General features: G+C 32.0%; 7 protein-coding genes and 1 other annotated feature. Of the genes, 2 read left to right on the forward strand and 5 right to left on the reverse strand.

Annotated elements, in window-relative coordinates:
* Positions 1-81: 81 nt before the first annotated feature.
* Together J3477_RS05460 and J3477_RS05465 are read left to right on the forward strand one after the other, a co-directional pair.
* Positions 82-1,437 (forward strand): putative DNA modification/repair radical SAM protein, encoded by a 1,356-nt coding sequence (locus tag J3477_RS05460; RefSeq protein WP_206868593.1) that lies wholly within the window; start codon positions 82-84, stop codon positions 1,435-1,437.
* Positions 1,438-1,449: 12 nt separating this feature from the next.
* Positions 1,450-2,190 (forward strand): TIGR03915 family putative DNA repair protein, encoded by a 741-nt coding sequence (locus J3477_RS05465; RefSeq protein WP_206868594.1) that lies wholly within the window; start codon positions 1,450-1,452, stop codon positions 2,188-2,190.
* A 583-nt stretch (positions 2,191-2,773) separates the two neighbouring features.
* Here the strand turns inward: J3477_RS05465 and J3477_RS05470 are convergent.
* From J3477_RS05470 to J3477_RS05490, 5 genes are all read right to left on the reverse strand, one after another.
* Positions 2,774-3,076: a hypothetical protein gene (locus J3477_RS05470; RefSeq protein WP_206868595.1), complete on the reverse strand. Its 303-nt coding sequence runs from the start codon at positions 3,074-3,076 to the stop codon at positions 2,774-2,776.
* A 12-nt stretch (positions 3,077-3,088) separates the two neighbouring features.
* Positions 3,089-4,948: an LTA synthase family protein gene (locus tag J3477_RS05475; RefSeq protein WP_206868597.1), complete on the reverse strand. Its 1,860-nt coding sequence runs from the start codon at positions 4,946-4,948 to the stop codon at positions 3,089-3,091.
* A gap of 309 nt (positions 4,949-5,257) precedes the next feature.
* Positions 5,258-6,565, reverse strand: coding sequence for a bifunctional folylpolyglutamate synthase/dihydrofolate synthase (locus J3477_RS05480; protein ID WP_206868598.1), 1,308 nt, complete (start codon positions 6,563-6,565; stop codon positions 5,258-5,260).
* 14 nt (positions 6,566-6,579) lie between these two features.
* A complete protein-coding gene (locus J3477_RS05485; RefSeq protein ID WP_206868599.1) occupies positions 6,580-9,222 on the reverse strand; it encodes a valine--tRNA ligase in 2,643 nt (880 codons plus the stop codon).
* 171 nt (positions 9,223-9,393) lie between these two features.
* Positions 9,394-9,693, reverse strand: a binding site (T-box leader).
* Between the two features lie 56 nt (positions 9,694-9,749).
* Complete coding sequence (locus J3477_RS05490; protein WP_206868600.1) at positions 9,750-14,024, reverse strand: 2-hydroxyacyl-CoA dehydratase; 4,275 nt, start codon at positions 14,022-14,024, stop codon at positions 9,750-9,752.
* Positions 14,025-14,126: the final 102 nt, after the last annotated feature.

Genomic DNA, 14,126 nt, shown 5'->3' on the forward strand with positions numbered 1-14,126 from the left:
TCAGCAAAACATATTAAGAACACTTGTTCTATTTAACCTATTTGGTTATAATATATTTATTAACATAAAGATGGTGATTAAATGGATATAAATGAAAAATTAAGAATCCTAAGTGGTGCTGCCAGATATGATGTTTCTTGCTCATCTTCAGGTTCAAATAGATCTTCCAAAAAAGGCGACTTAGGCTCTGTAGCTAGCTGCGGAATATGTCATAGTTTTACTCCTGATGGAAGATGTATTTCTTTGCTTAAGATACTCTTAACAAACTACTGCATCTATGATTGTGCTTACTGCATAAATCGTAGAAGCAACGATGTTGAAAGAGCTGCGTTTACTGCAGATGAAGTCGTAGAACTTACTATGAATTTTTATAGAAGAAATTATATAGAAGGATTATTTTTAAGCTCTGCAGTTTTTAAGAATGCTAATTTTACTATGGAGACTTTAACAAGAGTAGTGGAGAAACTTAGAGTTGTGCATGGCTTTAAAGGGTATATTCACCTAAAGGCTATTCCTGGAGCAGATGAGGACCTTATAAAAAGAGCTGGTTCTTTTGCTGACAGAATGAGCGTAAATCTAGAGCTTCCATCTTCACAATCCTTAAAGCTCTTAGCTCCAGAAAAAACAAAAGAAACTATTCTTCAACCAATGAAATTGATTAGAAATAACATCCAAATAAGTAAAACTGAAAATAGATTTTTTAAGAAGGCTCCATTGTTTGTTCCTGGTGGACAAAGTACACAGCTAATAGTAGGCGCTACTAAAGAAAGTGATTTAAATATACTTAATCTTTCTGAAGGACTTTATAATAAATATTCTTTAAAAAGAGTTTATTACTCTGCCTATGTTCCAGTAAATACAGGAAATAATCTCCCTGAATTAAGAAACCCACCTACTTTGAGAGAACATAGACTTTATCAAGGTGATTGGCTTCTAAGACTTTATGGCTTCAAAGCTGACGAGCTATTATCTGATAGAAATCCTAACTTTGATATAAACTTTGATCCCAAAACCTTTTGGGCTTTAAATAACATACACTTATTCCCAATCGAAATTAACAGAGCTCCATATGAAATGCTTATCAGAATTCCTGGAATCGGAATAAGAGGTGCTCAGAAAATAATCAGTGCTAGAAAAATAAATTCTCTTGATTTTTACGATTTAAAGAAACTTGGAGTTGTATTAAAAAGAGCACAATATTTTATAACTTGTAAAGGGAAATATTTTGGTTCCGTTCCTCTCGATGAAGAAAGGATAAAGAATGTACTTACACCTAAATTTGATTTGAATATTATAGAGCAAGAAGGTGAACAATTGAATTTATTTGATCATATTGATAAAAAGTTCTTACTTCCAAAGGATTTTAACACAATTGATTCTAATAGAAAACTTTTATTACTTAGCGATAAATCTACTTCGTTAACTGGCGAAATTTAGGAGGGCTGTTTCATGAAGGAATTTACCTACGATGGCACCTTTGAAGGTTTACTTACCGCAATATTTTATGCGTTTTCTTGTAAGCAACAATGCACAATAAAAAGAAACATTAACTACACTCCCAGTCTTCTTGCTGAACATGTAGACATTGCTACCGAGGAAGATAAATATGACAGAGTATATACTTCAATAGATCGTAAACTTAACTCGAGTACCCTAGAAAACTTATATAATGTATATCTTAGTGAATATCCTGATAGTGAAGCCTTGATTTTAGAGTACTTAAAATTATGTTTTACATATGGAATAAAAGCAAATCTAGCAAAAAATAACGATATTATCATGAAGGTAGACAAATACAATCAAAGAGTATCCTATGAGGCTCATAGATTTAAAGGTTTTGTTAGATTTAAAGAGATAGGTACTTTAACTTATTACGCATCTATTGAGCCAGACCATAACATACTGCCACTTTTGATAAATCATTTTAGTACTAGATTCTCTGATCAAAATTTTATAATCCACGATATAAAACGTGAAATAGCAATCTTTTACGACAGAAAAGATGCAACCATAATAGATTTTTTTAAAGAAGATGGACTTAAATTAGAAAATCTTAAAGTTGATTCAGACTTTGAAAAACTTTGGAAAACCTTTTATAACTCAGTTAATATAGAAGAAAGAAAAAATGAAAAACTAAGAAGACAACATATGCCTAAAAGATATTGGACTCATCTCACTGAAGTTAAATAAAATGTGCTATTGGATGCTATTAAAGTACCATGTTGAAATTAAGTGGTTATTCATCCAATGCTTTAATGAGCTTACGCAGAGAATTAATATGATTTTTTCATATTCCATGGCTAAAACTGTAAACTCACTTCGTTCGAACAGTACAGTTTTACTTTTTAAAAATCCACGCATTCTATAAATATTTTATATCTTAAATTTAATAAAATAAAAACGCTATAGGCTTAAAAAGTAAAAAGTAAAAATATATCGCCTGCCAGAATTTCTTCACATACGTTCAAAAAAGGCAGATGCGTAAAAAAATCACTAATAAAGAACAATTAGCGATTTTTTAGAGCCATTCCATCTGACAAAATCATTTAGTTCTAATTGCTCGCTCATATAGCATCTCCTGCATAACCACTTAATTTCAACAATATTCTTAAACATTAACTGATATTCAAACTTAAACTACTAAAAACGAAAAAACAGCTTTAAGACTATCCTTTAGGATTTCTATAAAGCTGTTTTTCTTCATTACTATTTTTATATAGTTTCACTCCATGATCAAATCTTCGCTCAATTAAACTAGCATGTCTTTATATTATTACATTAACAATTTAACAAGGTAATTACTTACAAGGTAAACTAGTACATTATATGCTGCTATTATAACACCACTAACAACCAAATAGCTTATGCATCTTTTAAGAGGTTTTTCGTATTTATTTATAGAGCTAACTCCTTTATAACAAAAGTATATAGCTACAGCCCAAGGTACTAACCCCTCAATAGAGACTATAGGGAAAATTAGACTCAATAATGGTATAATATATAGAAATTCACTTCTTTTAGCTAGCTTTATTTCTGTCTCATTTACAACTTCTTTTTCTAAAATATTATTTTCCATAGTAATCTTCTCCTATTTCTTAAAATAATCTGCTCTGATAAGCTTGTCACCTAAGTCAATACTTTCAAGCATTTTGTCTTTTTCGCCTGCGTAGCTTTCAGTACCTAAAAACTGTCTAGTCGATAAAACAGTATAATTCTTTTTCGTATTCAAAAGATTTCTTCCAAATATCTTATCTTCCATTGCATTAACATCGGCACCGAAAAGATAAGCTAAAGTAGGTAGTGTGTCACATTGACCACCATAGGTTGATATAGTTTTTCCATTATATCCTTTTGAATATATAATAAGAGGAACTCTCCTATTATTTTCTTTCCACCAATCACCCTCATATGAAATGTTCTTAAGTTCATCATCATAGAACTTGTGAACACCTTCATGATCTCCATAAAAAACCACTACAGTATTATCTAATACTCCAGATTTATCTAACTCCTCAAGCATTTGTCCTATATATTTATCTGTATACTGGATACTTTGGAAGTAGCCTCCAAGCTTTGTGCCTTCCAGCGCTTTCGGTAGTTTAATTTCTCTATATTTTTCTGGTATATCAAATGGAGCATGACTAGTTAAAGTAACTGTATAAGCATAAAATGGAGATTTAAGAGCTTTTATCTTTTCTGGCAACTGCTTCAAATAACTCTTATCACTTATACCTAAGTTTATAACTTCTTCAATATTATAATTTGTAGAATCAATGGCCTTCTCAAATCCTATAGACTTAAGTGCAGGCATCCAATTCCAGTAAGATCCTTTATCAGGATGTGACGCTAACGTAGTATATCCTAAACTCTTCATTACATTAGGTAATGAATATTCATATGTATTAGTTGGATATCTAAAGAAAGTTGCTCCTTCTCTAACAGGAAATACTGAAGTCTGTGTTATAAGCTCACCATCAGAGCTTGTACCATTATAAGTCTGCTCATAGAAATTATTGAAGTATATACTATTTGATAAAATTCTATTTAAAGTTGGTGTAATCTCTTGATTATCTACCTTTTGGTTTATAACAAAGTTCTCTAAAGATTCCCATTGTATTACTAATAAATTCTTTCCTTTAAACATTCCCTTATATTCATTATCAGGAAGATTTTCTTTTTTATCATCAAACCATTTTTGTACGTTTTTTTGTTCTGAGTTAGAGATAACATAAGGTTTACTCTCTACATAAAAATTGTAGGAGTCGAATATATGGTACCCTATTGGTGTAAGGTTAGACATAGTTTGATTTGGCGACCAACTTTTCCTAAAAATCATCTGATTTGTGAACCCTTTATTAAGATCATCTATCTTATAATGAGCGTACGTTAGATATAAAGTTGGAACAATTAATAACATCAAAAATGCAATAACACTTCTTTTATGATACTTTGCCTTTGAACGCCTTTTAATCATAAGTGCTATTTGTATTATTAAATCTAAAACAAATATGATATCTACTATTCTTATCATTGAAATAACACTGCTACTCAAATTATCTAAGTTTGAAGTCATACTGAACATATGTAAACTTAAAAATGAGCTGTTACTTCTAAAATACCATAAGTCCCCAATATACAGAATACTTATTATTGTATTTATTATTAAGAAAGCAATAGTTTGTCCTTTGTTTCTAAACAAAAATCCAAAGGATAGAACTAAACAAATAAAACTAAAATAAACAAGGAAAGGAGGCATTGAATAAAAAACTCTCATTGGAACGATTCCATTAGCTTTATCATCTGATATTAAAGCTATAAACAACAATGACTTTACTAATATAGCTGCAAAACAATACCAAAAAAAATAGCTTTCCTTTATAATTAAAGCAGCTTTTTTTATTATTTCTCCTGGCGTTCTTCTTTTAATAGGTCTTTCGTAATTTAACATATAGTAACCTCCAAATTAGGATTGAATCAAGAGTTAATATTTAATTTTAATAATAAAAGAGCATATATGGAGTTCCTAGCTCAAGTATTAATTTTTATATCCCATATTATCACCCAAACCATTGCTCATCGGGCAATCACAACCAAAGTTTTGATTCTGGAACCCTTTAATTATAACATGGTTAAAAATTTTGTCTATGAACAAAATTTTAACAAAATCTTAACCAATTCTTAAATTTAAATTTAAAAAAACTTTTATTAAAGCATGTGTTAAAATTAAATGGTTATGAAGAAAAAAGAAGTGCTCCTCTTAGAGTACTTCCTTTAAAACAGATCTTATGGTTTTTCTCATATCACCTATCATATATAGCGAGCCACACACAAGTATTAAGTCATCTTTTTGTGAAGAAGTAAAAGCTTTGACAAAAGAAGCTCTATAATCTTCAACTATCTCTGACTGTATACCTTTTTTATCAAGTAATTCTTTGATAACAGTAGACGCTTCAGCTCTATCATTATGAGGGGTAGTTACTATTGCAGAGTCAGCTATAGTGCTTATCTTATCTATCATAGCTTCTACTTGTTTATCCGCTAGTATCCCAACTATAACTTTGAGTTTATTATACTTAAAATATGTGTTTATACTGTCAACCAGTTTGGTGATCCCATCTATGTTATGTGCTCCGTCAATAACAACTAAAGGTGAAGAGTTCATAACTTCCATTCTTCCACTCCAGGTTACCTTAGCTAATGCATTTAATACATGTTGATTCTCTATAGAAACACCAATTTCTTTAAGTATTTCAATAGCCTTTATAGCAACTGTACAATTTAATAATTGGTGTTTACCAAGTAGAGACAATTTAATATTATAGGATTCACTATCGGTTGTAATTAAAACACTTTGGAAATTATTTTCTTCTTTTGGTTCTATAAGCTCTGCCCATTGATTATTTACCTTATATATCTTAGCATTTCTTTCACTAGCTATTTTTTCAATAACTTTCATCGCATCATCCACTAATGGATAAACAACTAATGGAACATTTTCTTTAATTATGCCAGCCTTTTCATATGCTATTTTTTCTAAGGTATCTCCTAGAATATTCATATGATCAAAACTTATTGAAGTTATTACAGAAAGCATTGGAGTTACAACATTGGTAGAATCTAACCTTCCACCAAGACCAACCTCTACTACAGCATAATCTACATTTTCATCATAAAAATATTTAAACATAGCTGCCGTTATTATTTCAAATTCCGTAGGACTATCATATCCAAGTCTAATCACTTCATCTACAGCAATTTTAACATCAGTAACTACTTTTGCTAAATCAGCTTTAGGTATATTATTTTTATTAATCTGGATTCTCTCTTCAAACTCCTCGATATACGGAGAAGTGTACATTCCTACCTTATACCCAGCCTCCATAAGAATTGAAGTTATCATTGATGTAGTTGACCCTTTTCCGTTTGTACCTGCTATATGGATTGCTTTCAGCTTTTTATGAGGAGAGCCAAGAAGCTCTAAAAGCTTCTCAGTCCTCTCTAAGCCATAATTACTTCCAAACTTTGCAGTTTCAGTTATATATTTTATAGCTTCATCATAATTCATAAGAACGCCACCTATTATAATGAACTAATTCTTGCAAGTACTGCTTCTAGCATTTCTTTATATTTCTCTCCCTTAGCTCTTTCAGCATCAACAACTTCCTTAGGTGCCTTATTAACAAAGCCTGGATTGTTTACCTTTTTTTCAACTCTTGTTATTTCGCCTTCAAGCTTAGTCTTTTCTTTATTTAATCTTTCTAATTCTTTTTCTCTATCAACTAAGTCAAGTAGAGGCATAAATAACTCTCCAGCTTGAACTACAACTGATACAGCATTTTCAGGAACTTCTTTCTTATCTGCAATAAATGCTACTTCTGAAGCAGAAGCTAACTTTTCTATATATGAGCTTCCATTTTCGAAAGCTCTTTTACTTTCATCCCCAATATAAGCGATAACCTTAGCTTTTCTAGATGGTGGTACATTCATTTCCGCTCTTACATTTCTTAGAGCCTTTATAGTCTCAATTATTAAAGTCATGTCTTTTTCTGCTATATCATCATGAAGATTTTCTTCATATACTGGCCACTTTGATATTGTTATTGATTCATATTCTGCATCTAAGTGAGTGTATATTTCTTCAGTTATAAAAGGCATTACTGGGTGTAGAAGTTGTAATCCTGTTGTAAGCACCTTAAATAATACATTGTATACAACTCCCTTTGACTTTTCATCATTACCATATAAAACTGGTTTTGCAAGCTCTATATACCAATCACAAAGTTCAGTCCACATAAAGTCATATATCTTTTGAAGTGCAATACCAAGTTCAAAGTTTTCGATGTTATCAGTTACTTCTTTTACTATGGTATTAAGCTTTGAAAGAATATATTTATCTGCTAAGCTGTATTCAGTACAATCTTTATACTTATCCATAAGCTCTCTATCAAGATTCATCATAACAAATCTTGAAGCATTCCAGATCTTATTCGCAAAGTTTCTTGCAGATTCAACTTTTTCTGGGAAGAATCTTATATCATTTCCTGGTGCATTACCATTTACAAGCATAAATCTTAAAGCATCTGCACCGTAAGTTTCGATTACATCTAATGGATCTACACCATTTCCAAGAGATTTACTCATCTTCTTACCTTCAGAATCTCTTATGATTCCGTGGATTAATACATTTTCAAATGGAACTTCTCCCATGTTATGAATACCTGAGAAAATCATTCTTGCTACCCAGAAGAAGATAATATCGTAACCTGTAACTAAAGTACTTGTTGGATAGAAATATTTTAAATCATCAGTTTTATCTGGCCATCCAAGTGTTGAGAAAGGCCATAGTGCTGATGAAAACCAAGTATCAAGCACATCTGTTTCTTGGTAAAGGCTTTCTGAATTACATTTTGAACATGTTGTTGGAGTTCCTTCTGAAACTATTAGCTCTCCACAATCCTTACAATACCAAACTGGAATTCTATGTCCCCACCATAATTGTCTTGATATACACCAATCTTGAATGTTTTCCATCCAGTTAAAGTATGTCTTTTCAAATCTTTCAGGTATGAACTTTGTCTTCTTTTCTTTTACAGCATCTACTGCTGGCTTTGCTAAAGATTCCATCTTAACATACCATTGTTTTGATATTATTGGTTCTATAACTGTGCTACATCTATCATGAGTTCCTACATTGTGAGTATGAGGCTTAATCTTTACTAAAAGACCTTGCTCGTCTAAGTCCTTAACCATTTGCTTTCTAGCATCATATCTATCTAAACCTTGGTATTTGCCACCTAATTCATTTATAGTACCTTTATCATCCATAACTCTAATTTGTGGAAGATTGTGTCTCTTTCCAACTTCATAGTCGTTAGGATCATGGGCTGGAGTTATCTTAACTGCTCCAGTTCCAAACTCTATATCAACATAGTCATCTGCTACTACTGGTATTTCTCTACCTACTAATGGAAGTATTAAAGTTTTTCCTATTAAGTGTTTAAATCTCTCATCACTAGGATTTACTGCAACTGCTGTATCTCCCAGTAGAGTTTCTGGTCTTGTTGTAGCAATTTCTAAGAATTCACCTGAATCTTTAACTGGGTATTTAATGTGCCAGAAGTTTCCTTCGTGCTCTTCATATTCTATTTCTGCGTCAGATAATGCAGTCTGACATTTTGGACACCAGTTAGTTATTCTATTTCCTTGGTATATAAGACCTTCATTATACAATTTTACGAATACATGCTTTACAGCTTTATTTAGATTTTCATCCATTGTGAATGCTTCTCTTGTAAAATCAGCAGAACATCCCATCTTCTTAAGCTGAGTTCTTATTCTTTCTCTGTATTCATCAGTCCATTCCCAAACTTTTTCAAGGAAAGCTTCTCTTCCCATTTCCTTTTTCTTAAGGCCTTGCTTTAATAATTCATTCTCTACTTTAACTTCAGTAGCTATACTCGCATGGTCTTCTCCTGGAAGCCATAAAGTACTAAAACCTTGCATTCTCTTAAATCTTATAAGCATATCTTGAAGAGTATTATCAAGTGCATGACCTAAGTGAAGCTTACCAGTTATATTTGGTGGCGGCATTATTATTGTATATGGCTTTTTATTTTCATCAACTTCTGGAGTAAAGTATTTCTTTTCCTCCCAAGTATTATAAAGTCTTTCTTCAAATTCTTTTGGATTATAGGTAGTTGCAATATTCTTTTCTTCTAGCATCTAAGTTCCTCCTTAATTTCCCGGTAAATAATTTTTCTAAATGTTATTGTATAAAGCTTTACCACATATCTTAGCTTCTGATTTCAAAATTCCATATTATCTACAAATTTTTAGCAGCGAACTAATGGTGATAAGTCTTTTAAATAGAAATAAAAAAAGAGCCTTCATCCATAAAAGGACGAAGACTCGCGGTACCACCTTTTTTCTCTCAACCTAAGTTAAGAGCTCTTTAACCTTTAACGATATCGCTACCGTCTCTACCTACTTAAGGAATTATATTCAAGCTACCAAGTTTTTATATCTACTACAGTAAATATAAAACTATAACTTAGCATTTATTTAATTTCCTTTATTCAGCAGAGAAGCTCAAAAGCTACCTTCAAAGCACACCATACGAAAAACCTTACAGCCTACGGATTTTTCTCTCTTATTATGTTCTATGCCTTTACTCCTCTTTTTCAAAGCTTTTACATATAAATTATAGTAATATTATATTACAACATCATATTTTGTCAACTATTGAGATATTATTTTTTACTTGTTGCTACTTCTTCAAATACTTCTTTCTTTATTTCTTCATTTTCTTTAAGATTTTTGAAGGCTACAGAAAGCATTAATTTAATTCTGTTTAACTGATTAACTTCTGAAGCACCTGGATCATAATCTATTGCAGTTATATTTGACATAGGGTATTTATGCCTTATAGCCTTTATCATACCTTTACCTGTAACGTGGTTTGGCAGGCACGCAAATGGCTGCATACAGATTACATTATTAACTCCACTTTCTATGAGTTCAAGCATTTCAGCTGTTAGGAACCAACCTTCTCCTGTTTGATGTCCAAGAGATAATATTGTTGATGCAAGTTCTCCTAATTCTTTAATATGCTTTGGAGGATAGAATCTATTACTTCTAGCAAGTTCTTCCTTCATTGTGTTTCTGTATCTCTCCATAAACCATATAGCTGCATTAGATATTTCTCTTCCCATCTTACCAAATGATAAGTACTTAGACTTAAAGTCTTGGTCATAAGCTGAGTAGAAGAAGAAATCAAGCAAATCTGGTACAACAGCTTCAGCACCTTCAGCTTCAAGAAGATTTACCACATCATTGTTAGCCGTTGGGTGGAATTTAACAAGTATTTCTCCTACAACTCCAACCTTTGGCTTTACTTCATCAGTTATATCAAAATCATCAAATTCTCTTATTATATTCTTGACATTATTCTTAAATAATCTATGTCCACCTTTTATAACATTTTCTTTAGCTAGCTTATTCCACTTTTCATATAGCGCATTAGCCGACCCCTTAACTTTTTCATAAGGTCTCACTCTATACAGAACCCTCATTAAAAGATCTCCATATACTAACGCCATAAGTGCTTTGTCTAAAAGTTTTGGAGTTATCTTAAATCCAGGTTGTGGTTCTAATCCTACTGCATTTAAAGAAATTATAGGAATCCCTTGATATCCTGCTTCTCTTAATGCTTTCTTTAAGAAACCAACATAGTTAGTTGCTCTACATCCACCACCAGTTTGAGTTATTATAACTGAAGTGTTATTTGGATCATATTTACCTGATTTAAGGGCATGTATCATTTGGCCTACAACTATTATTGATGGATAACAAGCATCATTATTTACAAATTTTAATCCTTCTTCAACAGCTTGTTTATCTGTGGAAGGTAAAACCTCCATATTGTATCCACTTGCATTAAAAGCTTCTTGCACTAACTCAAAATGTATTGGTGACATTTGTGGAGCTAAAATTGTATGAGTCTTTCTCATTTCCTTAGTGAAAGGAACTGTATGATAGCTTGTATCTTCTTTGTGTGGAACATACCCATTTCTTTCTCTTTCCTCTAAAGCTGCTTTTAATGATCTTATTCTTATCTTAATAGCTCCTAAATTATTTCCTTCATCTATCTTTAATACTGTATATATCTTACCATCACTTGCTAAAATCTCTTGCACTTGGTCAGTTGTTACTGCATCTAGCCCACATCCAAAAGAATTAAGCTGGATTAATTCAAGATTTTCTTGAGTAGCTACAAAGCTTGCAGCTGAATATAATCTTGAATGATAAACCCATTGGTCTACAACTCTAAGTGGTCTTTGGACTTTTCCTAGATGACTTACACTATCTTCAGTAAGAACAGCCATTCCAAAGCTTGTAATAACATCTGGTATACCGTGATTTATTTCAGGATCTATATGGTATGGTCTACCAGCAAGTACTATTCCTTTCTTACCAGTCTTCTGTAAGTATTCCAGTACTTCTTCACCCTTTGCTTGAATATCTCTCTTATACTGCTCTCTTTCTTCCCAAGCAGCATCGATAGCTTCCTTTGCTTCATTAGCTGTTACTCCAAAGCTCTTAAACTCGTCCTCAATTCTCTTATAAAGTCTTTCTTTATTGTTCAGTGAGAAGAAAGGATTCATAAAGTTTATATCTTTTTCCTTAATAACGTCCATATTATTTTTTATTACTTCTGGATATGAAGTAACTATAGGACAATTATAATTGTTGTTAGCTTCTTTAAACTCTTTTTGTTCAAAGGCAACACTTGGATAGAATATATTCTTTATTCCTCTTTCTATTAATGCCTCTATATGCCCATGAACTATTTTAGCAGGATAACAAGCTGATTCTGAAGGTATTGATTCTATACCCATTTCATAAATTTTCTTTGATGAAATTGGTGATAATTCAACTCTAAAACCAAGCTTTGTCAACATTGTGAACCAAAACGGATAATTTTCGTAGAAATTTAGTACCCTAGGAATTCCTATAGTACCTCTCTTTGCTTCATCCTTTTTAAGTGGTCTATAACTAAAAGTTCTTTTAAGCTTATAATCATATAAATTTGGTATATCATTCTTCTTTTTATCTTTACCTAATGGTCTTTCACATCTATTACCCGATATGTACTCTTCATCTGTAGAGAATTTGTTAATAGTTAAAAGACAGTTATTTCCACAAAGTCCACATCTTCTCAAATCAGTATCTATAGTAAAACTTTCTAATTGTTCTTTTTCAAGAAGTGTTGTTTTTCTTCCTTCTTCTAATCTTTCCTTAGCTATTATAGCAGCTCCAAAAGCTCCCATAAGACCTGCTATATCAGGTCTAACAGCTTCTCTTTCTGAAAGAAGCTCAAAACCTCTAAGCACTGCATCATTATAGAAAGTACCACCTTGAACGATTATCTTCTTGCCTAATTCTTTAGGATCTCTTATCTTTATAACTTTGAAAACTGCATTTTTTATTACTGAATAAGAAAGTCCAGCAGATATATCTCCAACTAAAGCCCCTTCTTTTTGTGCTTGTTTAACTCTTGAGTTCATAAATACTGTACATCTTGAACCAAGGTCAACAGGCTGTTCAGATAAAACAGCTTCCTTAGCAAAATCAGCTATTTCCATATTTAAAGAGTTAGCGAAGGTTTCTATAAAAGATCCACAACCTGATGAACAAGCTTCATTAAGTAGGATACTATCTATTACGCCATTCTTAATCTTAAAACATTTCATATCCTGTCCACCGATGTCTAATATAAAATCAACACCTGGTAAGAAATGCTCCGCAGCCTTATAATGAGCTATTGTTTCTATTTCACCTATATCGATATGAAGAGCTGCCTTAATTAAGCTTTCTCCATAACCAGTAACAGTAGAATTCGCAATCTCAACATCTGCCGGAAGCTTTGAATACAAGTCATTTAATATACCTATAACTCTATTTAAAGGACTACCTTGATTACTTCCGTAATAGGAGTAAAGTATCTCATTATTATCACTAATCAATACCACTTTAGTAGTTGTTGATCCCGCATCAATTCCTAGATAAGCCTTACCAGAGTAACTATCCAAATCTCTTTTCTTTGCTGTAGCCTTATCATGTCTTGCTTTAAAATCATCATAATCTTTCTGATCTGCAAAAAGCGGTGCTAATCTTTCTATCTCAGTGGTTTGCATAGTCTTTATCTCACTAACTTTTTCTAATAACTTTTTATAAGATATTAGTTTATCTTCCTTAGATGATAAAGCTGCTCCCATCGCGACGAATAGCTGCGAATTTTCAGGGAATATTACCTGTTCTTCAGTTAAATTTAAAGTTTCTATAAATCTTTGTCTAAGCTCTGATAAAAAGTACAGCGGTCCTCCTAAGAAGGCTACCCTTCCTCTTATTGGTTTTCCACAAGCAAGTCCACTAATAGTTTGAGTAACTACTGCCTGGAAAATCGAAGCTGCTATATCTTCTTTTCTAGCACCTTCATTCAATAATGGTTGTACATCTGTTTTTGCAAAAACCCCACATCTTGCTGCTATAGGGTATATAACAGAGTGCTGTTTAGCCATATCATTTAAACCGCTTGCATCGGTTTTAAGAAGTGATGCCATCTGATCTATAAACGCACCAGTTCCACCTGCACAGCTTCCATTCATTCTTTGTTCCAAATTACCATCAAAATATGTTATCTTAGCGTCTTCTCCACCAAGCTCAATTACAACATCTGTCTCAGGAATATAGCTTTCTACGGTTTTAGTACATGCAATTACTTCTTGTATAAAAGTTATATCAAGCCATTTGGAAACTGAAAGTCCACCAGAACCGGTTACATTTACAGTAACATCGACGTCTTTTACATGCTTATAGCCATCTCTTATAAGTGCTATTATAGTACTTCTTATATCTGAAAAATGCCTCTTATACTTGCTATAGACTATGTTGTCTCTGTTATCTAGCAACACCATCTTAACAGTTGTAGAACCAACATCAAGTCCCATATGAAACTTTGTCATATTCTCATCTCCAAACTAATAATAATAAGTAATATAAATAATATCATTATTATATTATAAAATATTTTTGTTAATTATGTAAGTAATATTTTTTTACATGAA

The organism is Clostridium zeae, from assembly GCF_017312485.1.
Lineage (GTDB): Bacteria > Bacillota > Clostridia > Clostridiales > Clostridiaceae > Clostridium_AR > Clostridium_AR zeae.

Excerpts from the sequence above, each read along its gene's own strand:
- J3477_RS05460 (WP_206868593.1), top strand. The coding sequence starts at position 82 with ATGGATATAAATGAAAAATTAAGAATCCTAAGTGGTGCTGCCAGATAT.
- J3477_RS05465 (WP_206868594.1), top strand. The coding sequence starts at position 1,450 with ATGAAGGAATTTACCTACGATGGCACCTTTGAAGGTTTACTTACCGCA.
- J3477_RS05470 (WP_206868595.1), bottom strand. The coding sequence starts at position 3,076 with ATGGAAAATAATATTTTAGAAAAAGAAGTTGTAAATGAGACAGAAATA.
- J3477_RS05475 (WP_206868597.1), bottom strand. The coding sequence starts at position 4,948 with ATGTTAAATTACGAAAGACCTATTAAAAGAAGAACGCCAGGAGAAATA.
- J3477_RS05480 (WP_206868598.1), bottom strand. The coding sequence starts at position 6,565 with ATGAATTATGATGAAGCTATAAAATATATAACTGAAACTGCAAAGTTT.
- J3477_RS05485 (WP_206868599.1), bottom strand. The coding sequence starts at position 9,222 with ATGCTAGAAGAAAAGAATATTGCAACTACCTATAATCCAAAAGAATTT.
- J3477_RS05490 (WP_206868600.1), bottom strand. The coding sequence starts at position 14,024 with ATGACAAAGTTTCATATGGGACTTGATGTTGGTTCTACAACTGTTAAG.